Annotated in this window: 26 protein-coding genes; 13 read left to right on the forward strand and 13 right to left on the reverse strand. The window is 43.8% G+C overall.

Translation table 11 applies throughout. The features are described from left to right. Positions 1–3: 3 nt before the first annotated feature. From R7Q39_RS00270 to ppiC, 3 genes are all read right to left on the reverse strand, one after another. Positions 4–765, reverse strand: coding sequence for an ATP-binding cassette domain-containing protein (locus R7Q39_RS00270; RefSeq protein WP_079401269.1), 762 nt, complete (start codon positions 763–765; stop codon positions 4–6). A gap of 172 nt (positions 766–937) precedes the next feature. Next, a complete protein-coding gene (locus R7Q39_RS00275; RefSeq protein ID WP_318075640.1) occupies positions 938–2242 on the reverse strand; it encodes an MATE family efflux transporter in 1305 nt (434 codons plus the stop codon). A gap of 343 nt (positions 2243–2585) precedes the next feature. Continuing rightward, positions 2586–2927 carry a peptidylprolyl isomerase PpiC gene (gene ppiC, locus R7Q39_RS00280; protein WP_080276970.1) on the reverse strand — a complete coding sequence of 114 codons (342 nt, stop codon included), beginning with the start codon at positions 2925–2927 and terminating at the stop codon, positions 2586–2588. Positions 2928–3142: 215 nt separating this feature from the next. Here ppiC and R7Q39_RS00285 point away from each other — a divergent pair, with 215 nt between their 5' ends. After that, on the forward strand, positions 3143–4057 hold the full coding sequence (locus R7Q39_RS00285) for a chemotaxis protein (RefSeq protein WP_033906782.1): 915 nt from the start codon (positions 3143–3145) through the stop codon (positions 4055–4057). Positions 4058–4137: 80 nt separating this feature from the next. On the opposite strand, the gene R7Q39_RS00290 is transcribed toward R7Q39_RS00285, so the two are convergent. The 4 genes from R7Q39_RS00290 to hutW all read right to left on the reverse strand — a co-directional run bounded on the left by R7Q39_RS00290 (position 4138) and on the right by hutW (position 7265). Continuing rightward, positions 4138–4674, reverse strand: a complete 537-nt coding sequence (locus tag R7Q39_RS00290) for an ATP:cob(I)alamin adenosyltransferase (protein ID WP_033906781.1) — start codon at positions 4672–4674, stop codon at positions 4138–4140. 97 nt (positions 4675–4771) lie between these two features. Further along, positions 4772–5302, reverse strand: a complete 531-nt coding sequence (gene hutZ, locus R7Q39_RS00295; RefSeq protein WP_005375331.1) for a heme utilization protein HutZ — start codon at positions 5300–5302, stop codon at positions 4772–4774. A 56-nt stretch (positions 5303–5358) separates the two neighbouring features. Then, positions 5359–5862: a heme utilization cystosolic carrier protein HutX gene (hutX, locus tag R7Q39_RS00300; RefSeq protein ID WP_005385051.1), complete on the reverse strand. Its 504-nt coding sequence runs from the start codon at positions 5860–5862 to the stop codon at positions 5359–5361. 32 nt (positions 5863–5894) lie between these two features. Continuing rightward, positions 5895–7265, reverse strand: coding sequence for a heme anaerobic degradation radical SAM methyltransferase ChuW/HutW (gene hutW / locus R7Q39_RS00305; RefSeq protein WP_033906779.1), 1371 nt, complete (start codon positions 7263–7265; stop codon positions 5895–5897). 160 nt (positions 7266–7425) lie between these two features. On the opposite strand from hutW, the gene R7Q39_RS00310 reads away from it, so the two are divergent. Genes R7Q39_RS00310 through R7Q39_RS00335 form a run of 6 tightly spaced genes read left to right on the forward strand, consistent with a single transcriptional unit; the run spans position 7426 to position 12004 of the window. Continuing rightward, a complete protein-coding gene (locus tag R7Q39_RS00310; RefSeq protein ID WP_025998667.1) occupies positions 7426–8169 on the forward strand; it encodes an energy transducer TonB in 744 nt (247 codons plus the stop codon). After that, positions 8169–8867: a MotA/TolQ/ExbB proton channel family protein gene (locus R7Q39_RS00315; protein WP_005385044.1), complete on the forward strand. Its 699-nt coding sequence runs from the start codon at positions 8169–8171 to the stop codon at positions 8865–8867. The genes R7Q39_RS00310 and R7Q39_RS00315 overlap by 1 nt, the downstream gene beginning before the upstream one ends. Continuing rightward, positions 8864–9277 (forward strand): ExbD/TolR family protein, encoded by a 414-nt coding sequence (locus tag R7Q39_RS00320; protein ID WP_005375322.1) that lies wholly within the window; start codon positions 8864–8866, stop codon positions 9275–9277. The genes R7Q39_RS00315 and R7Q39_RS00320 overlap by 4 nt, the downstream gene beginning before the upstream one ends. Before the next feature lie 28 nt (positions 9278–9305). Continuing rightward, positions 9306–10175 (forward strand): heme/hemin ABC transporter substrate-binding protein, encoded by an 870-nt coding sequence (locus R7Q39_RS00325; RefSeq protein ID WP_005375320.1) that lies wholly within the window; start codon positions 9306–9308, stop codon positions 10173–10175. A 9-nt stretch (positions 10176–10184) separates the two neighbouring features. Continuing rightward, positions 10185–11222, forward strand: a complete 1038-nt coding sequence (locus R7Q39_RS00330) for a FecCD family ABC transporter permease (RefSeq protein WP_054578656.1) — start codon at positions 10185–10187, stop codon at positions 11220–11222. Then, positions 11222–12004 carry a heme ABC transporter ATP-binding protein gene (locus R7Q39_RS00335; protein ID WP_005385036.1) on the forward strand — a complete coding sequence of 261 codons (783 nt, stop codon included), beginning with the start codon at positions 11222–11224 and terminating at the stop codon, positions 12002–12004. The genes R7Q39_RS00330 and R7Q39_RS00335 overlap by 1 nt, the downstream gene beginning before the upstream one ends. 112 nt (positions 12005–12116) lie before the next feature. Here R7Q39_RS00335 and R7Q39_RS00340 read toward each other — a convergent pair whose 3' ends face one another. Then, a complete protein-coding gene (locus R7Q39_RS00340; RefSeq protein WP_005385033.1) occupies positions 12117–12578 on the reverse strand; it encodes a TetR/AcrR family transcriptional regulator in 462 nt (153 codons plus the stop codon). A gap of 607 nt (positions 12579–13185) precedes the next feature. Between R7Q39_RS00340 and R7Q39_RS00345 the strand changes: the two genes are divergently transcribed. Continuing rightward, the gene (locus R7Q39_RS00345; protein WP_005375307.1) at positions 13186–13485 is read left to right on the forward strand and encodes a YfcZ/YiiS family protein; all 300 of its coding nucleotides are present in this window, start codon (positions 13186–13188) and stop codon (positions 13483–13485) included. 88 nt (positions 13486–13573) lie between these two features. Here the strand turns inward: R7Q39_RS00345 and R7Q39_RS00350 are convergent, their stop codons facing one another. After that, entirely contained in the window at positions 13574–13846 is a 273-nt protein-coding gene (locus R7Q39_RS00350) for a YnjH family protein (RefSeq protein WP_104976467.1), read from the reverse strand. Between the two features lie 319 nt (positions 13847–14165). On the opposite strand from R7Q39_RS00350, the gene R7Q39_RS00355 reads away from it, so the two are divergent. Then, complete coding sequence (locus R7Q39_RS00355; RefSeq protein WP_318075641.1) at positions 14166–14765, forward strand: hypothetical protein; 600 nt, start codon at positions 14166–14168, stop codon at positions 14763–14765. Between the two features lie 74 nt (positions 14766–14839). Here R7Q39_RS00355 and R7Q39_RS00360 read toward each other — a convergent pair whose 3' ends face one another. Continuing rightward, positions 14840–15949 (reverse strand): 1-acyl-sn-glycerol-3-phosphate acyltransferase, encoded by a 1110-nt coding sequence (locus R7Q39_RS00360; protein WP_130545807.1) that lies wholly within the window; start codon positions 15947–15949, stop codon positions 14840–14842. A gap of 191 nt (positions 15950–16140) precedes the next feature. On the opposite strand from R7Q39_RS00360, the gene R7Q39_RS00365 reads away from it, so the two are divergent. After that, a complete protein-coding gene (locus R7Q39_RS00365) occupies positions 16141–16749 on the forward strand; it encodes a hypothetical protein (RefSeq protein WP_064369671.1) in 609 nt (202 codons plus the stop codon). 109 nt (positions 16750–16858) lie between these two features. On the opposite strand, the gene R7Q39_RS00370 is transcribed toward R7Q39_RS00365, so the two are convergent. Both R7Q39_RS00370 and R7Q39_RS00375 read right to left on the reverse strand, forming a co-directional pair. After that, the gene (locus tag R7Q39_RS00370) at positions 16859–17341 is read right to left on the reverse strand and encodes a hypothetical protein (protein ID WP_017635276.1); all 483 of its coding nucleotides are present in this window, start codon (positions 17339–17341) and stop codon (positions 16859–16861) included. 14 nt (positions 17342–17355) lie between these two features. Continuing rightward, on the reverse strand, positions 17356–17889 hold the full coding sequence (locus R7Q39_RS00375) for a nicotinate-nicotinamide nucleotide adenylyltransferase (protein WP_262591337.1): 534 nt from the start codon (positions 17887–17889) through the stop codon (positions 17356–17358). Between the two features lie 178 nt (positions 17890–18067). On the opposite strand from R7Q39_RS00375, the gene nadE reads away from it, so the two are divergent. Beyond that, entirely contained in the window at positions 18068–18898 is an 831-nt protein-coding gene (nadE, locus tag R7Q39_RS00380) for an ammonia-dependent NAD(+) synthetase (protein WP_130545805.1), read from the forward strand. A 99-nt stretch (positions 18899–18997) separates the two neighbouring features. Here nadE and R7Q39_RS00385 read toward each other — a convergent pair whose 3' ends face one another. Next, complete coding sequence (locus tag R7Q39_RS00385) at positions 18998–20815, reverse strand: hybrid-cluster NAD(P)-dependent oxidoreductase (RefSeq protein ID WP_318075642.1); 1818 nt, start codon at positions 20813–20815, stop codon at positions 18998–19000. Positions 20816–21082: 267 nt separating this feature from the next. Between R7Q39_RS00385 and R7Q39_RS00390 the strand changes: the two genes are divergently transcribed. Continuing rightward, positions 21083–21247 (forward strand): YqaE/Pmp3 family membrane protein, encoded by a 165-nt coding sequence (locus R7Q39_RS00390; RefSeq protein WP_005375297.1) that lies wholly within the window; start codon positions 21083–21085, stop codon positions 21245–21247. Between the two features lie 155 nt (positions 21248–21402). Further along, positions 21403–22431 (forward strand): dihydroorotase, encoded by a 1029-nt coding sequence (gene pyrC / locus R7Q39_RS00395; RefSeq protein WP_318075643.1) that lies wholly within the window; start codon positions 21403–21405, stop codon positions 22429–22431. Positions 22432–22515 lie beyond the last annotated feature (84 nt).

Below are 22515 nucleotides of genomic sequence, written 5' to 3' on the forward strand. Positions count from 1 at the left end.
AGGTTAAGGCAGCAGTTGCGCAAGTTGTTGGCAGAAAGGATGCGAACTTTGCTGAATGGCTTGCCATGGTGCGCCATAAGCCACCATGGTGTTGTCCGCAATCACCAAGACTTTGTCACACGCCAAAGCCGCAGATAGATCGTGCGTGATCAACAAACCACTGATGTTGCGTTGCTGAACACTACTGCGGAACAACTCAAGGATCTCCGCTTCGGTGATTGGATCGAGCGCACTGGTAGGCTCATCAGCGATGATCAAGTTGGCACTACCAAGCAACGCAATCGCAATACAAATACGCTGGCGCTGACCACCAGATAACTGGCTTGGATGCTGCGCTAATGCTGCTTTTGGATCCGCAAATCCGAGTTGAGACAACAAGGTCGTCACCGTTTCTCGGTTTGCTGAAGACAAGCGCGTTTTGTTGCCCGTCAATGCCAAACACAGTTGTTGTTCGACAGACGCCAATGGATTCAGCGCTTTAAGTGCATCTTGGAAAATGACCGCGGGACGCTGCGATTGACTGCGTTGCAGCATGGCAGTTTGTGCGACTTCACTGCTGTTAAGCTGGATACTTCCGTCTACCCAAATATCAGACGGCAAAAAACCTGCGACGGCTTTCGACAACATGGATTTACCAATGCCGGAAGGTCCCATAATGGCAAGAACTTCACCTTGAAACAGCTCAAAAGAAATGTCTTTGAAGAGTGTGCGTTCTGAGTCTGTAAGGCTGAGATTATTAACGGAGAGTATTGGTTGAGAAATCACGACATCAAACTAAATGTAACAATATAACATAACGATAGTATCACGCAGGTCTGAGCAAGAAAACAACTCAGAGGGGTTATTTCATCACCTTTTTCACGCTTTTATCAGCAAGGGCAGATGGCTCCGCCCTTGCGATAAAAAATCGAAATAAAACCGATTGTAAAAGCGTGAATTACTGACACTTTTGTTTGACTTGATCGAGGTACGGGAACAAGAAGACAAAGCGCCCAACGTAGAACAAAGTGAATGCCAGCCATAAACCGTGGTTACCCCAATATTGCACCGCAATAAATTGAGTCACTAAGAACAACACCATGGTTAGGAAAGTAGAGTTACGAACTGGTCGCGTCGTCCCTGTGCCAGTAAAGATGCCGTAAAACGTCAGACCAAAACCAGCAACCAACGGGAATGCCAATAACCAAGGGCTCATGTCTAGATACAGCTCAACAAGGTTTGGCAAAGTGGTAAATAACGACACTAATTGGTGTTTGAACAGTACCAACAGCAAGGTCAATACAACAACGAACGCCGCGGTCCATTGCGTGTTTAGCTTAATCACGTTATCAAGCAATGTCGGATTCTTCTGCCCTACGGCTTTACCTGCAAAGACGCTCGACGCATTCGCTACACCATCAAACATGTAGCTGACGATGAAGGTCACTTGCATCATGATTGCGTTCGCAGCAAGCACATCAGAACCAAGCTGAGAGCCTACACGCGCCATCATGTTGAAGAACACCAATAGACACACAGTACGAAGCAGCAGATCCATATTGGAAGACGCAATGACTTTGAGATCTTTACGCGTCATTTTTGCGGTCTGAATGTGATCAAACAGCGGGAAGCGACAGGTTTTCAACACCAGCACCGCACCAATAACAAACGTCGAGATTTGCGCGATAAGTGTCGCCACCGCAACACCAGCAATGCCCATATCAAAGTACAACACAAATACGATATCCAGCACGATGTTCAGAACATTACCAAACACTTGCGTGAACAAGGTTTCTTTGGCTTTCGCCTGCCCCATCAACCAACCAATCACGGTGTAGTTCAGCAGTACAAACGGCGCACCAAAGATCATGATATCGAAGTAAGTCTTAGCGTTTTCGGCCACGACTGCATCAGGGGAGATAATCAGCTCTGCCCCCATCCAAATCACGGACTGCAACGCAATGAAAATCAAGCCAAGGCAGAGCGAAAGCACGAAAGGATGCAATAAGCTACTCGCTTGATCCTCTGGGCTATTTTTACCTAATGCGATTGCACTTTGCCCGGTAGTACTGACGCGGAAGAAGCCAAACAGCCAATACAAGGTATTCATGATGACGGTGCCGATCGCTACACCACCAATCATCTCAGCCACACCGAGTTTACCGATCACCGCGGTGTCCACCGCCCCCAATAATGGTTGGGTAACAGTAGAAACGATGAAAGGAAATGCGATTTTAAAATAGTCTTTATGAGTCAGGGACATCTTAAATTATGAACAGGGTTAATTTTTATAAGGTCGCTATCATATGCGAATGGCGTCCGAACATGAACCAAAGTTCGCCAGCAAGGAATAGCATTGATAATTGATACAACCAGCAAACGTATTCTCATACCAAAGCTTGAAATAGGATAACGACTTATGAGAAAAGCCAAGTTAATTGCATATAAATGAGTTTCTAGTTTGGAAAGATTAGCGTTTGGTTGAGCATGGCAGATCAGAATGTATCTGCCATGTCATAACGGTAGTGATTGGTGAAAAGAGACCGTACAGATGATATTTAATGCTTGTGGGTTTCATCTGACAATGTTTAGGTCGATACCAAGCCTTATGTTCTGTAAAGCACCTTCACAACATGCCAACCGAACTTGGTTTTAACTAAATGCGGCGTTAACACTTCGCCAGAAAAGCACACTTTGTCGAACTGAGGTACCATTTGACCACGGCGGAATTCACCAAGGTCACCACCGCGTTTGCCTGACGGGCAAGTTGAATACTTCTTCGCTAATGTCTGAAACTTTGCGCCTTTTTTCAGTTGCTTGATTATGTCTTCCGCTTGCTCTTTGTGCTTCACAAGAATATGTAATGCGGCTGCTGTATTTGCCATTGATCTATCTCTCACTATTCTGGTCGCGCAAGTGTACCCAATCCTTTTTAACAGACCAAACATTTCTTAATAATAGCTCAGCGGTAAAGGCCCTAATACACGAGGAATATAAAATCGTCTACATAATGAGTTTAAAATACAAACAAGTTTTGCTCAGTTAATCACTATGTCTCTAAAAGATTGTCTAAAAAGCTCACATTTGTCTCTCCGATGGTTGAAGCCTTCGTCTGATAAGATTAGATTAGACACAATTCGGTGGTGTTTATAAGGTTATTTTCATGGCAAAAGTCATTAGCAAAGCGAATCAATCTCAGGGCATGTTGATGTTTAAGCTCACCCTGCAACAGAGTTTCGCTATCGGTACGCTAAAAGTCCGTGAAATCGTCCCGTACATGCCAACGACAAAGATCCCTTACTCGCATCATCACGTCATTGGAACCGTTACGATACGTAACTTAACAGTACCAGTGATCGATATGTCAGCGGCTGTTGGCTTTCGTCCTATAAGTGAAGAAGAATATAAAAGCTGCTACTTGATCGTGACAGATTGCTTGCGAACCGTGGTAGCTTTTATGGTTCGTAGTATAGAGAAGATCATTGAGTGCGATTGGAAAGCTATTGAAACGCCACCTCCGAGCGCTGGAAAAAATATTTTCGTGACTGGAATTACTCGCTACGAGGATAAAACTGTTCAAATGCTGGATGTGGAACTGCTACTTTCCAAAATTTATCCGCAGTACGAGAATTCAAAGATCCCAATGCTGACAGATATTGAGCGAGAACGCCTAAAAGCACTCAGTATTCTATTGGTGGATGACTCTTCCATCGCTCGTAAACAGCTGTGTGACGCACTCGATAGCATCAATATTGGGTATCAAATCTGTAAAAATGGTTTAGATGCATTGGAACTGATGAAAAGTGACGCTGCGGCTCATCGCCCAATTGATATTCTGGTCAGCGATATTGAAATGCCCGGATTAGACGGTTATGAATTAGCATTTGAAGTTCAGAATAATTCCTCTCTGAACCATTCATACCGCATTTTACATACATCGTTATCGAGCGAAATCTGTGTAGACAGAGCTCACCAAGTTGGCGCGCATGAGGCACTTGAGAAATTCAATGCAGGAGAACTAATCGAAGCGATGCTTCGCGGAGCAAAAGAGCTAGAAGCCAAAGCTATGACTTCTTAACTCTTATTGGACGAGTTGATTTGAGAATATAATGCAGTGCTTGTCCTATCCCTGATGCTCACATCCGCTAATTTCTCAGCTCACTTCTTTGGCATCGCGTAACTACGAGAAACGAATTCCGTCTCTTTGACTTGATGAGTATGATTAATATAAGAAGCTAGGCTGTAAAGTACATTCGCTAATAAGTTCGCGTAACGAAACAAAATAGGTGCGGGCTGCTTCTTACCTGTATGTTCAACGGCAACTAATGCTCGTACCGTTTTTTTAGCTTGGCAACGGCACAAATGCAATTGACTGGCTGCCGGGTGTCCTCCGGGTAGAACAAAGCCTTTGAAGCCACCATCAATGCGTTGCTTGAGCAAAGCATAATCGGCCTTTAACTCTTCAACTTCCGTCTCTGTAATCGCTAATTTTCCGCGAACCGAACCATTTAGATGATAAACATTAGGCTGCATTCTTGTCAGTATATCACGGCTAAACTCGTCCAACTCCATAGCGAGAACAAGGCCAATACGACTACAAAGTTCATCTGCTGTAATTTCAAAGTCACAAACCGGACTGTCCTCGTAAATAAACGGATAGCAAATCTCGCTCAATTCCTTGCTTACAGGTTTCATGCTTTTGTTCCAATATAAAAAAGGGAGTCAGTATAACCTAACTCCCTTTAAACGTTCATTATGCCAAATAATCGACATTCATATGATCGGTTTACAATCAGGCACTTTCGACTTTCTTGTGACCTTCTTGAAGGTGAACAAAATCGACTAAATCATCACCAGACACTTGATACGCCTGACCAAAACCTTTAACAAATAGCCCCGATTCTGGCTTTAAGTTGAACAAAACGAAATCCTCTAGCTGGCTTAGACCATCAATAATCTCACCAAAACGCTCTTTCATTTGTCCAACAACTTGTTGCCACATCTCTGTGTCTCGCTCAACTACATTTGCTACCGCATCAAAAGTTAAGCGCTTACGAGCAAACAGCTGCTTTGAAGACTCTTCATCTTCGATCATCATCAATGAAACATTTGGATTTTCTAAAAGGTTACGGGCATGACGAGCGATTTTAGAAATGAGAACGAAATAACCTTCCTGGTTTTGAACATAAGGCGCGTAGCTTACATTCGGGCGACCTTCTGCATCGACAGTTGCAAGCTGAAGTGTACGGCGCTCCTGACGAAACTCTTTGATCTCTGGCCCTAAACGACCTTGCAAACGCTCTTGTTTAACTTGTTGATCCATATTGATACCTGACTTTACTAATTAGTATTCGAGTTAAGCCTCGATTATGTTTGTGATTACTTTTTTAATTCGGCTTGTAGGGCGCGAAATGCGGTTACTTGCTCTTCAATCAACTCGCGCTTTTCGTTACGGCCTAAATAAACCTTGAAAATATTGCTTCCGCACTCCGAGAAAAAACCAAAATAGTGACTCTCTCTACCCATAAACGGTTTGCTGACTAATGCGACATTTTTAACGTTATCTAATTTAAGGTGGCCGTGCAGTTCACCTTCTCTACCCATTAAATTGTAATAGCCACGCGCCACTTTTCCTTTTGGAAACGGCGCTTTAACTTCAAAGATAGAACCAAAAGAGTGGACGATGGTCGTCACCGGGCCAAAACCAACCAAACTTTCTAGGATGCTTTGCGCTTGCTCTCCTGGTGCAATAGCCACCATTTCCTGAGGTAGAGCCGCAACAACCTCAAACTCGGAAATGCCAAGACGCTCTGCCATCGCAGCTGGCAATAATTGTGGTTCTTGCTCTAGTAATACTTCAACTTGTTGCTTGATTGATTCCATTGTGTCTTCCGTTTTTGTTCAATTTGTTTTCATTAATTATTGGATGCTTTCGGTACGGTTTCGTTCATCTCCGACGTGAGTACCTGAATACAACTTTGAGCCAATGACACTGCCCAGAAGCTGCCTGCAAGAGTAAGGACTGCGCTACGTTCATGTAGTTGTACTAAGCCTTTCGCTTGCCACACTTTAAATAGAGGCAATAAAAACCCGAACGCGTCCTCTCCCATAAATGATGGAAGTTGATTTGCTTGAACAATGCCACGGTCAAACGCAGATTTGAGTGCAGAAAAAAGTGGTTCTAGAGGGCTTTGCTTCATCATCATCGCGATGGTGCTTTGACCTTCTTTGACCGCTTTAATATAGGTCTCTAGTGTGCGGTGTTGCATCATCCCGTAGCCACCGATATTACCTCCAGCACCACAGCCAATTGGCAATACCTCTGCATAAGTCTTGGCTAAACTATTGTATAAACTACGCTCGCGGTTATCGATTGCCCAATGGTTCACACTCAGTTGCTTCATATGGTGTTTGGCCATAAAGTTCACACCGAGCTCATACATTCCCGCTTTTTCTGGTGTGGTCGCAGGTGGCGGGATTTTTCCCTTTTCTACGAGGTTGAGCATGGGAGCTGACCCGCCAACCACTAACTGATACAAATCTAGTCCGTGTGCGCCAGTCGAGAGGAAATCATTTAAATCTTGCTCTAATACTTCTTTGGTTTGATAAGGTAAGCCATAGAGTAAATCGATAATGACCGGAATTTTGTCTTCTTTGGCGATCTCGCTCACTCGTTTGAGGACATCTTCCCTATCATCTAAACGTTTTGCGCTGCGGCGCACTTGTGTATTAAAACTTTGCACACCAAAAGAGAAACGATTAAACCCACCCTCTAAAGCGCCTTGATACAACTCATCAGAAAAACGATTGATGCGACCTTCTAAGGTGATTTCGCAGTCTGCAGCCAAAGGAAAGTGGTCTCGGATAGCCTGGCCTAACACACGAACCTGTACTGGAGATAAATCCGTTGGCGTTCCGCCCCCGATATATACGGCGTGAAAAATACCATTTTGTGTCCAAGGTAATGCCGCTTTCTCTCTAAGCTCCTGCATTAATGCTTCAAAGTACTCATCAACCAGTGTGCGACTTGCAGCATTTTGAAAGAAGTTACAAAAAGTGCAACGAACGCGACAAAACGGAACATGAATATAAAGACAGCGTTTATTGGTCGCTTTAACTGAGTTAGCCGTAATACTCGAAAAAATCGCCTGTTGTTGAGACGAGGGCACAGGTACGCTCGCTCCCCCGGCATGTGCAGAATGCTTCTTAACAAAAGCAAATCGCAATGGATCAGGACTATCACTGCCCAACACTGATTCATCAAGCTTATCGATATCGACGCTCATATATACTCGCTTAACTCCCATCATGTAAGGGATGGAAGCTGATCTTAAAAATTCTGCAAGAATCATAATTTGAGCGTAATGATAATGCAATTGATAATTGATCTTATTTCCATTGTAAGTAATAATCTGCCCAAGTTTTCATAGTTTCCCGAGATATTCCGTGAACGTACAAAGATATGTCATTGCAGGAGGTGCTTCCCTTGCCATCCATGCCGCACTTCTTTTTGTTTCTCAAGAGACAAAGGTGTTCGCGATGCCGGCTGGAAACCCAGCAAGTTCGGTAAGTCTAAATCTTGTGTCTGCTCCTCCCGCTGTCGAAAAATCTACACCAGAAAATGTAGCGCCACCAAAAGAGCAGCCTCAAGACCAACCTGAACCAGAAAAGAAGATTGTAAAAAAACAGGTCGTCAAGAAAGACGCTGTTAAGAAGAAGGTAGTAGAGAAAAAACCTGAACCGGTTAAACAATCTAAACCTAAAGCGGTCGAGCCCACCAAAACCGTAACAAAGCAAAAGGTTCAGCCCGAAGCGAAACCAAAGAAAAAAACGGAACCGGTGAAGAAAGAGACGGTAGCTCAACAATCCGCACCTGCGAGCCAATCCAAAGGGGCAACATCTCAGCCTGTCTTGGTCGACAAACCAACGTTTGTGAGTCAACCAACACAACCCCGTTACCCAAGGTCTGCACAAAGACGCGGTATTGAAGGTGTAGCCTTGTATGAGATATGGCTAGATGAGAATGGTAACCAGATTAAACAGGTTTTGATTGAGTCTTCCGGCACAGAGTCGCTAGATGCCTCAGCACTTCGTGCGATCAAACAGTGGCAATTTACACCACATATTTCAGGTGGGCTAAAAGTCGCTCACCGAGTACAAGTACCTGTTCGTTTTAAGTTGGATGGATAATGGAACAACTACAAGAATTACAAACTCAATTTGGGCTGATGACATGGCCTTTGATCATTTGCTCAGCTCTAACCGTGATGATCATCGCCGAGCGATTATTCCATGTGTTAATTAGCCTTGGTGTAGGAAAGCGAGCCATTCGCCAAAAGCTCACAGGATTAGACCCAACAAATGGGAGCGAGCTTGAAGCACTTGCTGAAGAGTTGTCGAATAAGCGGCCGCTTCTGTACCGTGGTGTTGCGATGTTGCTTGCTCATCATTCTTTCTCGAAATCTTTAAGAGAAGATGCCGCAGGTATTTGGCTGCAAGAAAAACGCCATCAGCTGCATTCCGGCCTTCGTTTGCTGACGCTGATTGGTGTCATCAGTCCTTTAATTGGCTTGCTTGGTACGGTACTTGGCTTAATTGACATGTTTAAAGGCATCGCGGTTTCAACGGGGAATATCACTCCGAATGATTTGGCTGACGGCCTAGGTCTTGCTATGCGCACCACTGCCGCGGGTCTCATTATCGCACTTCCTGCCATTTCAGGAGCGCAGATCATTGGTTTGTGGGCGGATCGTGTAATCGCCAAGCTTGAGCACACTTTAAACTACGTCAACTTATGGCTTGAAGGTATCTCGTTACAGCATGTCTCGCCAGACCACTCAAAAGTAACACTGCGCTCTTCTGAGAAGATTGAGGCTGCAACTCAATGATTAAAACACCACAAGAAAATAGTCGTAACGGTTTAACCCCCGATTTAACACCGCTGTTAGACATTATTTTTATCGTCATGGTTTTCCTGATGTTAACCGCAGCGGTCAAACTCGATTCATTAGACGTCAATTTACCGAGCACAGAATCTCAGGCTGTTGCAGATGTCGATAAGCAATCCATCACGGTAAATATTCTTAAAGACGAGCCTTACTGGGCTATTAACGGCAAGACATATATCGATTGGGACAACTTTACCCTCGCGCTGTTAGAAGAGAGTAAGTCAAGCGATAAACCGATTGTAATTGGAGCAGAAAAAACCGCGAATATTCAGTCGCTAGTACAACTTCTGGGCTTTTTACAAGAAAACGGGATTCAAGCAACTCAGTTACTCACTGAAGAGCCATCATAAAAATAAGTAAGATAGAGATCCTTTCAAAATGAAGAACACACGCATCACTATTCATGCTGTTGTCACGGCAGCTATTTCCCTACTTGCGAGTAGTCAACTTTTTGCCAATGAAACGCCATCCTCAGAGCGCGTTGTTAGCGCAGGCAGCGCCGTCACTGAACTCTTGCTTGAACTCGACGCTAAAGATAGCTTGGTTGCTATCGACGTCACCAGTCAATTACCAAAAGGAATGGAACTGCCTAAAGTGGGCTACCATCGTCGTCTTTCAGCGGAGGGGTTGCTCGCCTTACGTCCGACAAAAGTCATTGGTTCTGATGAGATGGGGCCGAAAACAACATTGAGCCAATTGAAATCGGCTGGCGTAGATGTAGAAATCGTTAATACTGATGCAAATGTCGAGGGCCTTTATCAACGTATTGATCAAATTGCGAACCTTATGGATCGCAAAGCTCAAGCTGAAAGCTTAAAGCAAGATGTCCAGGCGCAAGTACAAGCACTCAATGCAAACCAACCTGATCAAGCGAAGAAAAAGAAAGTGCTCTTTCTGCTGATCCATGAAGGGCGACCTGCAAATGTTGCGGGCTCACAAACGACACCCGATGCAATTATTCAACTCGCCGGCGGACAAAACCCAGCCGCTACACAACTCTCGTCTTACAAGCCTCTATCCACAGAAGCGATGGTAGAGATGCAGCCTGACGTGATTCTTGTTAGTGGTCGCAGCTATGAAACGTTGGGTGGTGCCGATGCAATTTTAAAAGCAATGCCGCTTCTTGCTGCAACACCCGCTGGAAAGAACAAAGACATCATAACGATTGATGGCCATGCTCTGGTAGGTGGTTTGGGCCTTAAAAGCCTTGCAGAAGCTAAACGCTTGAATGCACTGCTTTACCCATAGAGACATGACATGTTGTTAAGACGCATCCCCCTTTCAACGACGTTATCAGTGCTTAGTGGATTTTTAGCATTTATTGCTATCGCCTCTATTACCGTTGGCCCAATGAACATTAGCTTTGCTGACAGTTTGCGTAGCCTAACGGGAGGCAGTTCTGATCTCGCTCCTCACATTCAGTTGGTCATTAACGAAATCCGATTGCCTCGCACCATTTTGTGTATGTTCATCGGCGCCATTTTAGCAATTTGTGGTGTGGTTATGCAGGGCTTGTTCCGTAACCCATTAGCCGAGCCTGGTATCATTGGTGTGTCTGCTGGCGCTGCTCTTGGTGGTGCATTCGCTATTGTTGTATTTGCTGAATTTAGCCAAAACTATCCGCAACTAATGAACTTAGCGGCTCTGCCTCTTTTTGCTTTCATTGGCGGTGCACTAACGACTATTCTCGTTTATAAACTCGGCACAAGTAAGTTTGGTACCTCAGTTACAATTATGTTGTTAGCCGGCGTTGCCATCAGCGCGCTCTCGGGTGCTGCGATTGGCTACATGAACTTTATCGCAGATGATCAGATGCTGCGAGACTTGACGCTTTGGTCGATGGGCTCATTAGCTGGTGCAAATTGGTCAGGGATTGCTCTATCTGCTGTAACACTCGTCATCCTATTGCTCTGGTTTCAGAAGAAGTCGATGGCGCTGAATGCTCTGTTGTTAGGGGAATCAGAAGCAAGACACTTAGGAGTTCCGGTTCAAAAACTCAAACGTCAGCTTATTTTACTTTCTGCACTGGGTGTTGGTATTACGGTGAGCATCAGTGGTGCAATTGGCTTTATTGGGCTCGTGATTCCTCACTTAGGGCGCATGCTCGCTGGGCCTGACCATCGAACGCTATTACCAATATCTGCCTTAATGGGAGCACTGCTTCTTACTGCCGCAGATATGTTTGCTCGTGTTGCCGTGGCACCAGCTGAATTACCAGTTGGAATCGTGACCGCATTGATTGGCGCGCCCTTTTTCATCTACTTATTGTTCCAGCAAAAAGGGAAGATTTTGTAATGAACCAGATCGTTTTATCGGGGAAAAACATTTCGATGACGTATGGCAACCGTGTGGTGCTCGATGACATCAACATTGATATCCGAGCTGGTGAAGTGACCGCCCTACTCGGCCCCAATGGCGCAGGTAAAAGTACTTTGCTCAAGCTTCTATGCGGTGAGATCTCTTCGAATCATCACATCACCTACTTCGGTAAACAAAAGCATGATTGGGAGCCTGAAAAAAGCGCCAAACATATTGCAATGCTCCCGCAGCACAGCACCTTAACCTTCCCATTTCTAGCCAGAGAAGTAGTAGAGCTGGGGGCAATACCGCTATCACTGTCCAATAAAGAAACCACTAAACTGGCTTTACATTACATGGAACAAACCGACGTATTGCATTTAGCAGAAAGCCTGTACCCGTCTTTATCTGGTGGAGAAAAGCAACGACTGCATCTAGCACGAGTGATGACACAACTACATCAATCTGGCGAAAAACGAATCTTAATGCTTGATGAACCTACCTCAGCGTTGGATCTCGCCCACCAACACAACACGTTAAAGATTGCTCGTGAAACGGCAAAAGCACAAAACGCAGCGGTGGTTGTGGTGTTACATGACTTGAATCTAGCTTCTCAGTACGCAGACCGCCTTGTACTCTTGCATAACGGGAAACTAGTTTGTGATGACACGCCATGGAATGCACTAACGTCAGAGCGCATTGAGCAAGTTTATGGCTATCGATCTATTGTGACAAAACATCCGACGCTAGACTTCCCTCAAGTGCATGCCGCAGCATAAAGCGTATCTCCTCTAAGCCGTCTCTAAAACACTTTGATACGACAAAGGCCCGCAATATGAGAATTGCGGGCCTTTGCTTTGATAGTGGCAGAATTTGGTTCTTTAAAGGCTATTACTTGCTCATTTGGATCAATGATCGACCAATCAACCACTCAAGCTCTTTGTCACCACCCGCACCAAACTGGCTTTCAACCATTTTGTATAAGCGGTCAATACCATTAGCAGCAAATTCTTGCGCATTTTCAGCGGTGACAATGTGATGGAATAGCAGTCGTAAAATCGCGAGAAACTCAGCATCTTCCAGCGCTTTAATCCAACTTTGTGAAAATGCATTTAATCCTTTATCAAACTCTAAGTGTTCAATAAACATTTTAAAGATACGGCCATCCAGTGCGGCGGTGAAGTCCGTTTTCTTAGGGAAGTGATGGCTAATACCGGTACGCGATATACCTGTCTGCTGGCTTAGCGTCGTGTACGACATTTTGTCGTAACCTAATCTGAGTAGCTGATCAATAACGGCATCCATGATCTTTTGGATAGTGATTTCGGTATCTTCTTTACTACGCTTTGGCATATTTTAAGCTCTTCTCTTTGTAAATCCATCTAACTCACTATTAAATGAGGCCAGAATGAAATCATTCTTAGCATTATACCCGGCTCGCCGATGCGGTTCGATTAGCGAAAACCTAGAAATCAGGTTGCTAAGCGCTGCACTTGAAAGCGCTTTCGGTATATGTATTGCGACTATTTAATATCATGTCGAGTTCCAAACCATAACGTCTTTACACTGCGTAATGTGTAATTTTCAGTTATGTTTTTGTCAATACATGCTACTCAAAATAAGGCGAAAAGTTAGTCTCATCAAAACCTTGCGCCAATTATTCATCGAAACTATTCAAAGACCAAGAATGATAATTATTAAAAATAATCAATCAAGAAATAGTCTTATAAATTAACCATTAGTTCAACTGGACTGAGCAAAATCTCGTCACTATGTTCGTTAATTGATTTTAAATGTTGATATATATCACATTAACGTTCTTGATGATTTAGTAATCCAATCTTTAACCCTTACTTAACAAGTGCCTATTCTGTTCCTTTTTTACGCAAAAGTCGTCATTTTTGTAGATACAGATCAAATACCTGATAGAATACCCTTAGTATTTACAAGAGGATTCGTTATGAGTGTCGAATTAGAAAAAAACCAAGTATGTGAGGCCTGCGGCTGTGCTGGCGAGATAGGCTTTATCATCAAAGAAGGTGACGAAGTTGCCGACGTAACGGTTTTCGCACAGACAAAAACAGAGCTAGAGTCTGAACTACAAAAATACATCGAGCTCGCTAAATCAGTATGTGCTGATGTTGAATACAATGTTTCAGAAATAACCGAAGAATCGAACCAAGCGACGGCTCGATTCAAATTTGAAGTAAGTGCTGAAAAACTTATCTTTGAATTAAAAACTCGCTCACTCGCGCGTTAATGAAAAAAGCGAGCATGATGCTCGCTTTTTATTTTTCCAATCTCTTAATCTTAAACCGCTCTAAATGAAACAGACAACTTCGGCGCGTTTATTTATCTTTTTTGAACACGACCCACTTTAACGAGCCATTGGTTTCAAAATCGTTCTCAGCGGTACACATCAGTAATACGCCTTCAACATTAATCACGGCCCCTGTGGTGTAGGCTTTATCATCGTAGTAACAGATACGCTGACCTACCTTACCGTCAACAACTATTAGCGCTTTGTTTTCTGGTGTACTGTATGATTTAGCAAAAACGGAACCCGACAGCAGTACTGCAAAAACACCAGCGGTAAAAATAGATACACTTTTTAACTTCATGAAAATCTCCCTCAAACCTCAATAATACTAACAAGGACCCTTGTGAAGTTCTTGGAAGAATCTCATATTATTCAAATATCTACTGATATTTTTCTCACCTCTACACTTGGGTCTGCTTCACATTCAATCATTTAATTTATCTCATTTTAGTAAGCTTGAAGTTACTTAGCTCAGTAAAGAAGCGCACACTTTTAACGTGTATCTCTAATTTGAATATTTAAGTTATGAATCAAAAACTGTGAGCAAAAAATGCATAATAGGTTTATTTAAGTATAAGATAAGCACCTGTTGATCTCGATATTTAACTAACTCTTTGACTATGCGTTTTGTTTCCCTATGCCTTACTTCAATCCTGCTCTGCTCGTCTCCTTTGGCATATGAGCTAGATTACTATTCTAAGTTTGGTCACATCGATAATTACGGCAATCTTGATCTTAGAAACAAGCCTTACACCCAACTACCCTCTGGCCTAGTGGTAAAGGGCAACTTAAACATCTCACAAACCCCTATCAAAACCTTGCCTAAAGGGCTTGATGTTGAAGGCAGTCTGGAAGCAACTAACAGCGCACTCAAAGTTATTCGCTCAGGAACAAAGATAAAAGGCTATGCAAACCTACTAGGTAGTAAGATCAAAAACTGGCCTAAAGGCATCAAACTAGGCGGTTACCTAAATCTGACAGATACACCGTTAAAAGCGCTTCCAGCTAAACTTCGAGTAAAAGGTGATCTAAGTGTTATTCGCACTCCCATTTCTGAACTTCCTGAAGGATTGGTGGTTGATGGTAATCTTTATATTGGAGGATCAGCGCTGAAAGTATTTCCAGACACAATGACGGTGAAAGGGAATATCTATTTAGGTGGTAACAGGATCACCAAATGGCCTAGCAATTTAACCCTTGGTGGCGCCGTCGCACCTTAAAGAGCAGATAAACAAAAGCCCCGGCAGACCGAGGCTTTAAGGCATTCTGAATCAACAGAGTTCAGTGACGAAAGTTACTCTTGGTTATTCACAGGATTGGCATAGCTCGCCACCAAATAAGGTCTTGCGCCTTCAGGTAGCTGATCCAACTTATCCGCGAGATGACGCTTAACTGCTTCCGTAATGATGCTCGAATCTTCATGCCCAGCAGCTAACAAGTTGATTGGGTACAACTTGTAGTTGTTGTGAATTTGGCGGTCGATTTCACCAGCAAGAGATTCCGGCGTTTCAAACTCTTGCTCAATCACATCACCAAACGCAACATGTACACGGCCTTTATAGCCAACGATACCTTGAATGATGCTTTCAATATCTTCAAATTCGCCTTTTTCATAGCGGCCATTTTCTGCTTTTTCGTACAGCTCTTTTGCTTTGGCAATGTCACATGGATCATTTTCATAGGCAATCGAGACAGGAACGATTTTCAGAGAACGCGTGTACTCACCAAAGCTGATCTTTTGTTTACGACCTTCAACATGGAACATTTTTAAAATCGCAGGATCAGTAAAGTCGTTTCCATCTTTAGCACGGCCTTCCTTTTGGGCAATCCAAATTGAATTGCCAGTATCAAGCGAATGTTTGATATAGCTTGACAGTTGTCCCAATGCTTTCATCATTTCTCTAGGCGCTTTAGCAGAGCGCTTAACGATGAAGCTCTTATTGAGTCGCATCAATTCTGTCGCACATGGCTTCTTCAGCAGGTTATCGCCAATCGCTATACGAACTGTACGGTGCCCACTTTGGTACAAGCCATAGTTTACGAGCGCAGGGTCCATCGCAATATCACGGTGGTTAGAAACGAATAGGTATGACGTGTTTTTATCCAGCTTATCCAAACCAGAAAAAGTGACGCCATCCGTTGTCTTATTCAATGTATCTTTCAGATACTTCTTCACTTCAATCTGAATTGCTTCGACAGAATCAAGCTTGCTCCACTTAGCTTTCAGGTAGATGCGCAGGATCGGGCTCATTAGCGTTTTGAACCACGCTGCTTTATTAGCAAAGCGATGTCCTAGGATAGCAGTGATAAATTCATCATCTTGGATTAGACGATCCAGCGCTGCTGGAATTTCTTCGTCGTTGTAAGGACGAATTTCAATATAAGGATCGGTATTGGCTGTCATTGTTCATTACATATCAAGAAAAGCTGGCACATTTTACGCATAGTTTTGCTGACAAGCAGCATTTCAACCCATACTTTTAACATGGTCATACCAGTTAAGCCACCATTTATCATGCTAAAAAATTCTCTCAGCAGGTTGGAATCGTATGGGTTTAACGTTACCCTTAGCGCCAAAAAACACTGGTACTCATAATGAACTACGCAATTGAATTTCACGACGCTAAATACCCCTTTCTTGATGTAGCTGCGCGTAAAAAAGCACTGAAGCACAGTCTACTATCTGTCATCGAAGGGTTAGCCGTCATTAAATTGGGTAAGCAGGAGTATGCCATTGAACCAGGCCAATATTTTTGGATTCCTCAAGGATGTTTGAGCTCCCTCACCTTTTTACCTAATTCTCGTGTATATCGTTGTGATTTTTCTGTGCGTTTAAATGACGAGTTCTCACAACAGGCGGGCTTTGTGAAGCCTTCACCGCTACTAAAAGCGCTCGTCGAGAAGCTAGCAACAACTGCCGAACGCTCGGATCTGCAAACCGATCTACTGACAGTAGTAAGACATGAAGTATTGACGCTGTCTCCTAAACTAGCGCACTCAACGTTAACGAGAACCATCAATCAATGGACTCCTGGCTGTGACATGAATATTTCTAAAGAGCTTTGCTTGGTACTAACACTACGTGAAGCAAGAAAAATGAAACTGTCGGGGAAGAAGGAAGAGCAAATTGTTGACTCTCTTTTTGCTGGTAACACCGAAGAATATGAACAGCTTTGCTTTTTAGTCTTTGGAGAAGCGCTATAACTTGCTCTTCAACAAGCTACGTCTTCAGCATTACGGACACAGAAAGTAGATTAAAACAAAAAGGGCGTACATTGATAATGTACGCCCTTTTTTCATTTGCTTGAGGTGTCTAGAAAGGTACCTCTATTTGCATCATCCAGTCAGCGTCATAATATTCGTGCCAACGATAATCAAACCGCATTCTTGGCTGTCCGTCGGATTTATCACCAAAACCAACGCTGAACATCAACCCGTGACTACGAAGCCACTCTTCTGTATCCATTTTACTCTCTTCGTCTCGAAGCTCTTCCGGCATCCAAAAACCAAGACCAAAGTAATTCTTTTCTAAGTTTTGAGTTAGAAGTGGGGTGTCTTCCGGCTTAATCGCCCACTCCTCCCAATAGTTTTCTGTTGGTCCTTCAAGCTTCGCTTCCGCTGCATACCAAATCAATGCTTCAGTACTTAACACGCCGATGGAATCTAAAATTTCTTCACAGATTGGAAGCGTGTTATCTTCAAACACCACGGAACGATCAGAAAAATAGTTACACGCGGAATGAGCTTGTGTCACCACAAGCAGCGCACATGCACTAAATAAAACTACTCTGACCATGAAAATCTGACCTCTCAGTTCCCAGACAATGTTTCTCTGTATAAGCCTTTACTAAGTAATAAATCACGTACGGAAGGTGTTGTATAGGCGCCGATCTCTTCACCCTCGGCCAATGCTTTGCGAATATCTGTGCTTCTGACTTTTACTTTTTCAGGACATGCCATAACAGCCCAACGTTCCGTAATCTCTTCAGCTCTACTAAATTTAGCAAATTTGAAGAAATTATCAGGACCAATGACAAAAGTTATATCGGCAGTTGGGTAGATTTCTTGAATTTTTTCTAACAACGCATAGGTCGTCACACTTTGTCCAGGTTGGTATAAAGCTTGCTCCGCATCAGAACGCTGAACATTAGAAAGCCCCATATCCTTGATGAACGCGTCAACCATTTTGCACCGAGTTGGGTAATCAAGCATGTTCTTGCCCCAAGCGTGTGCAATGCTTGGCTCAAGTAGCACAAGATCAAAGTGGCTCAAAGACTCAATAACACTTTTATGCCCTAAACTAGGTGGGTTAAATGCACTACCAAAAATGGCGATTTTTTTCATATCCGGTGATTACCTGGTTGAAGAGAGTTTTCTAATCTGATGATTTCGGTATGATACTACTAATCTTTACAGCTTTTGACCCTAAAGTCGCGTTTAATGAGCCTCAACTGTATGGTTTATCACCATTTGAGCAAATGTGCTTTAGAGTCTGAAATATTTGCAGGAAAAGGAACCCTAAATGGAACAATCCATCCGTGACGAAATGCGCGTACTCCCTTCAATTGATCCGCATTTTGAAATTGAACGCCGTGTCGCTTTTATTAAGCGTAAATTGCAAGAAGCGGGCTGTAAGTCTCTTGTTCTTGGCATCAGCGGTGGCGTTGACTCAACGACATGTGGTCGTTTAGCTCAGTTGGCTGTAGACCAACTAAACGAAGAATCGGGCAACAATAGCTACCAATTTATCGCAGTTCGCCTGCCTTATGGGGAGCAAAAAGATGAAGATGAGGCTCAGCTCGCTCTGTCTTTTATCCAGCCTACCCATTCTGTATCGGTGAACATCAAAGCAGGTGTTGACGGGCTTCATTCAGCTTCTCACGTTGCATTAGAAGGCACAGATCTTCTACCAACTGATGCAGCAAAAGTCGACTTCGTAAAAGGCAATGTAAAAGCGCGTGCTCGCATGGTTGCTCAATACGAGATCGCGGGCTACGTAGGCGGCCTTGTTCTTGGTACTGATCACTCAGCAGAAAACATCACTGGTTTCTACACTAAATTTGGTGATGGCGCTTGTGACATGGCACCATTGTTCGGATTAAGTAAGCGCCAAGTTCGTGAAGTAGCTGCTACATTGGGTGCACCTGAGCAACTAGTGAAGAAAGTGCCAACAGCAGACTTAGAAGAGCTTGCTCCACAAAAAGCAGATGAAGATGCCCTAAGCCTAACTTACGAGCAAATCGACGACTTCTTAGAGGGCAAACCTGTTCCACAGCAAGTGAGTGACCGTCTGGTAGCGATTTACAAAGCAACGCAGCACAAACGCCAGCCAATCCCGACGATTTACGACTAAGCGATATTTTCAGCTCTCTTTAAAACTCAAAACGCTGCTAAAAATAGCAGCGTTTTTTGTCTAGGAACAGTTTTTGTCGAAGGACAAAGACATTCTCGCCTAGTTGGTTACCGTTACGTCCGTCTCTGGCACAGCACAACACGCCAACACGGTTCCCATTGCACGTTCCTCATCAGTCAGCGCGGGCACGTCCGGATGATGAACTTGCCCCGACGTAAGCTGAACTTTACACGCGCCGCATAAGCCAGCACGACAGCTATTGCTGATGACCTTCCCAGCATCTTCGAGCTGATCTAACAACGTTTTTTGGTTGTTGCCTACGACTTTAGTTCCATTAAAGTCAATAGCGAGACTTTTCTCTGGCTTTGACATAAGAGAAGAAACTCCAAACGCTTCTTGATGGTAGTTTTCCTCTGGCAGCCCTTTTCTTAGTAGAAGACTTTTTGCTTTATCCATAAAGCCATCCGGGCCACACACAAACACCTGCCGCTGTTCAACATCTTTGATTTGCTTAATGTGTGACAAACTTAACCGCCCTTTCAAACCAAACCAATCAACAGCAGGTTGCGTTAAACAGACTTTTACTTCTAGCCCTGGGTGCTCACGCTTTAACTGCTCCAACTCTGAGCGACAAGGAATATCATTCTCGGTGCGACATTGATGGTAGAAAACCACGTTCTCCAACTGATTATGATCCGCTAAGTAACGTACCATCGATAGCATTGGTGTTACTCCGCTACCCGCAGAGAGTAACAATAGAGGCTGCGCTTCATGCGTTTTAAGGTGGAACTGACCGTCAGGTTGTTCTGCCTCTAAAACATCACCGACTTGTAAGTTGTCTAAGAGTGAGTTAGAGACTCTTCCACCCGCGATACGCTTTACAGAAATAGCATAACGACCCGGGCGAGAAGGACTGGATGATAAGGTATAGCGTCGACCCACTTTCTTACCATCAATATTCACCTCTATTGGCAGGTGTTGTCCCGGCAAGTAATTAGGCAACGAACCTTTGTTTGGCTCTAACCATAAGGTCACAAAGTCTTGGGCAATTTCTTCACGCTCAACACATGTAAGCTTCATGCGCACTGGCGAGTTATCTGCGTAAAACTCCGGCTCTTTGTACTCCAATACTTCAACTTTATCGCCTTGACGAATAATGCCTTCATTTCGCGCGACAAGATTCTGGCCAAAGAACACACCACCGACATCGTTTGCACGGAACAATTGCAAGGTTTTGAGCGGCTCTTTGCTCTCACGGAATGTGCCTCTTTGGGTATTCACTGTAGTCAGGATACAGCGCTCGCAAGGTTTGAGAGACTCAAACTCTACCTCACCGATTCGTATGCGCTTCCATGAATCTTCTTCAAATGGCTTAGTATCAGAGACAACTAAGTTAGTACGAAACTGATCCATTGAGTGTAGCTCTGAACTTCTTCGGTTCAGCTCATCAAGTGAAGCTTGGCTGATCACTAAAACCGGATAACCATCAGCAAAACTGACGTTTTGACCTAGCTTTTCACGGACACGATTCGATTGCTCACCACTAAACAACAACTCAACGCGCTGCCCCAACACACGACTAAACCAGTCATCTGCATCATCTGTCGTGGTATAGGCAGTAAATGTATCTTTCCAAACCGTTGCTGGTGTCTCCTGCATTTTGAAATCTTGGTAACGGATTTTAAGTGGCTCCATACCCAAACTACTAAACACCACTCCATCGGACAATAAGGCAGACTTAATGGTTACCATTTGCGGATACTTTCGCGCAGTGATCATCGAGCCATCAGCTTTCGCAATCATAAAGCGACGATCGAAGCTCAATCCTTGCTTCTCAACCCATACGGACGACAGCGATAATCCGCCAACTGACTTAACCGGAAAAACATTAATTTGGGATAAAACGGGTTGCGACATGGCCTTGTTCCTACGGGTGTTTTTTATTTGTTGCGGTATTGTATACTCAAATCACATTAAGTTGCAGAGTCTACTGCCTCTTCATCCATCGCAACTTTCTCGAAACCATATTCTTATAAATTTGGTTTTAGTGACAAGTATTTACTACACTCAATATTCGCGTTTTTTAACACCGTTCTGACCAAATACCGTTTGATAAAGTGTGATACGACACACATAATTCACCCAAGTTATCACTACTCCCATTTATCGATTTGGAGCTTAATTATGGATACAAGAAAACTGGTTCTGATTTTGTTATGTATCTTTCTTCCGCCTGTCGCGGTGTTTATGGAGAAAGGTCTAAATAAAGACTTTTTGATTAATCTAATATTGACGTGTTTCTTCTTTCTACCAGGTACGATCCACGCGCTTTGGTTAACAATGAAGTAACCACTTACACTCTCACTCTTTATAAAATTGAAAAATGGGATGAAATATGAGGGCAATTCCTCTATCATCCTGTCGCCTAAGCGCAAGCGTTTGCTCAAAAGCAAATACGGCGCTTAGGCTCCAATCAGACAACTTTTCAATGGTGGGAGCAATTAATGACAACACTGACTATCACTCGTCCTGACGACTGGCACGTTCACTTACGCGATGGGGAAGTTCTTAAAGACACCGTTCGCGACATCAGCCGCTACAATGGCCGTGCGCTGATTATGCCAAATACCGTCCCACCTGTTACTACAACTGAGCTCGCCCTAGCCTACCGTGACCGAATTATTAAAGAGCAACATGGCGAACAGTTTGAGCCTTTAATGGCGCTTTACCTTACAGATAACACGACACCAGACGAAATACGTAAGGCTAAAGCAACCGGACACATTGTTGCTGCCAAGCTCTATCCTGCTGGCGCCACAACAAACTCAGATTCCGGTGTGACCAATGCGAAAAACATTTATCACGTTTTAGAAGCAATGGAAGAAGTAGGAATGTTACTTTTGGTTCATGGGGAGGTAACACATCACGATGTTGATATATTCGACCGAGAAAAAGAATTCCTTGATACCGTCCTCGCTCCTATCGTCAATGATTTCCCTAATCTTAAAATCGTACTAGAACATATCACCACCGCCGACGCAGCAAACTTCGTTAACAATGCCTCAGACAACGTAGCGGCTACCATCACTGCCCACCACCTTCTTTTCAACCGTAACCACATGCTTGTGGGTGGTATTAAACCTCATTTCTACTGTTTGCCAATTCTTAAGCGCGGAACCCACCAGCAAGCGCTGATCGAAGCAGCAACTAGTGGTAGCAAGAAGTTTTTCCTAGGTACAGACTCAGCGCCACATGCGAAAGGGGCAAAAGAATCGGCTTGCGGTTGTGCTGGTTCTTACACTGCACACGCTGCGCTAGAGCTTTATGCAGAAGTCTTCGAAAAAGAAGGCAAGTTGGAAAACTTGGAAGCTTTCGCAAGCTTCAACGGTCCTGATTTTTACTGCATTGCACGTAACACAGATACGGTAACGTTAGAAAAATCCGCTTGGGATGTGCCAGAAACGATGCCATTTGGCAATGCTATCGTTGTGCCTATTCGAGCAAATGAACAGATCGAGTGGAAAGTGAAGTAAGTACTTTACTGACGTTTCACCCATAAAACAGGGTCATGCTTTTTGTAAAAAGAAGTCATGACCCTTGTTATTATCGTCTCATGT

The sequence above is a fragment of the Vibrio sp. 947 genome (assembly GCF_033339115.1).
GTDB classification, from domain to species: domain Bacteria; phylum Pseudomonadota; class Gammaproteobacteria; order Enterobacterales; family Vibrionaceae; genus Vibrio; species Vibrio alginolyticus.

Coding starts and splice junctions, on each gene's coding strand:
- R7Q39_RS00330 (WP_054578656.1), top strand. CDS start 10,185: ATGTTGTTAAGACGCATCCCCCTTTCAACGACGTTATCAGTGCTTAGT.
- R7Q39_RS00285 (WP_033906782.1), top strand. CDS start 3,143: ATGGCAAAAGTCATTAGCAAAGCGAATCAATCTCAGGGCATGTTGATG.
- R7Q39_RS00375 (WP_262591337.1), bottom strand. CDS start 17,889: ATGAAAAAAATCGCCATTTTTGGTAGTGCATTTAACCCACCTAGTTTA.
- R7Q39_RS00390 (WP_005375297.1), top strand. CDS start 21,083: ATGGATACAAGAAAACTGGTTCTGATTTTGTTATGTATCTTTCTTCCG.
- R7Q39_RS00275 (WP_318075640.1), bottom strand. CDS start 2,242: ATGTCCCTGACTCATAAAGACTATTTTAAAATCGCATTTCCTTTCATC.
- nadE (WP_130545805.1), top strand. CDS start 18,068: ATGGAACAATCCATCCGTGACGAAATGCGCGTACTCCCTTCAATTGAT.
- R7Q39_RS00320 (WP_005375322.1), top strand. CDS start 8,864: ATGATTAAAACACCACAAGAAAATAGTCGTAACGGTTTAACCCCCGAT.
- R7Q39_RS00355 (WP_318075641.1), top strand. CDS start 14,166: ATGCGTTTTGTTTCCCTATGCCTTACTTCAATCCTGCTCTGCTCGTCT.
- R7Q39_RS00345 (WP_005375307.1), top strand. CDS start 13,186: ATGAGTGTCGAATTAGAAAAAAACCAAGTATGTGAGGCCTGCGGCTGT.
- pyrC (WP_318075643.1), top strand. CDS start 21,403: ATGACAACACTGACTATCACTCGTCCTGACGACTGGCACGTTCACTTA.
- R7Q39_RS00290 (WP_033906781.1), bottom strand. CDS start 4,674: ATGAAACCTGTAAGCAAGGAATTGAGCGAGATTTGCTATCCGTTTATT.
- R7Q39_RS00335 (WP_005385036.1), top strand. CDS start 11,222: ATGAACCAGATCGTTTTATCGGGGAAAAACATTTCGATGACGTATGGC.
- R7Q39_RS00340 (WP_005385033.1), bottom strand. CDS start 12,578: ATGCCAAAGCGTAGTAAAGAAGATACCGAAATCACTATCCAAAAGATC.
- ppiC (WP_080276970.1), bottom strand. CDS start 2,927: ATGTTTGGTCTGTTAAAAAGGATTGGGTACACTTGCGCGACCAGAATA.
- R7Q39_RS00360 (WP_130545807.1), bottom strand. CDS start 15,949: ATGACAGCCAATACCGATCCTTATATTGAAATTCGTCCTTACAACGAC.
- hutW (WP_033906779.1), bottom strand. CDS start 7,265: ATGAGCGTCGATATCGATAAGCTTGATGAATCAGTGTTGGGCAGTGAT.
- R7Q39_RS00365 (WP_064369671.1), top strand. CDS start 16,141: ATGAACTACGCAATTGAATTTCACGACGCTAAATACCCCTTTCTTGAT.
- R7Q39_RS00370 (WP_017635276.1), bottom strand. CDS start 17,341: ATGGTCAGAGTAGTTTTATTTAGTGCATGTGCGCTGCTTGTGGTGACA.
- R7Q39_RS00385 (WP_318075642.1), bottom strand. CDS start 20,815: ATGTCGCAACCCGTTTTATCCCAAATTAATGTTTTTCCGGTTAAGTCA.
- R7Q39_RS00325 (WP_005375320.1), top strand. CDS start 9,306: ATGAAGAACACACGCATCACTATTCATGCTGTTGTCACGGCAGCTATT.
- R7Q39_RS00315 (WP_005385044.1), top strand. CDS start 8,169: ATGGAACAACTACAAGAATTACAAACTCAATTTGGGCTGATGACATGG.
- hutX (WP_005385051.1), bottom strand. CDS start 5,862: ATGGAATCAATCAAGCAACAAGTTGAAGTATTACTAGAGCAAGAACCA.
- hutZ (WP_005375331.1), bottom strand. CDS start 5,302: ATGGATCAACAAGTTAAACAAGAGCGTTTGCAAGGTCGTTTAGGGCCA.
- R7Q39_RS00350 (WP_104976467.1), bottom strand. CDS start 13,846: ATGAAGTTAAAAAGTGTATCTATTTTTACCGCTGGTGTTTTTGCAGTA.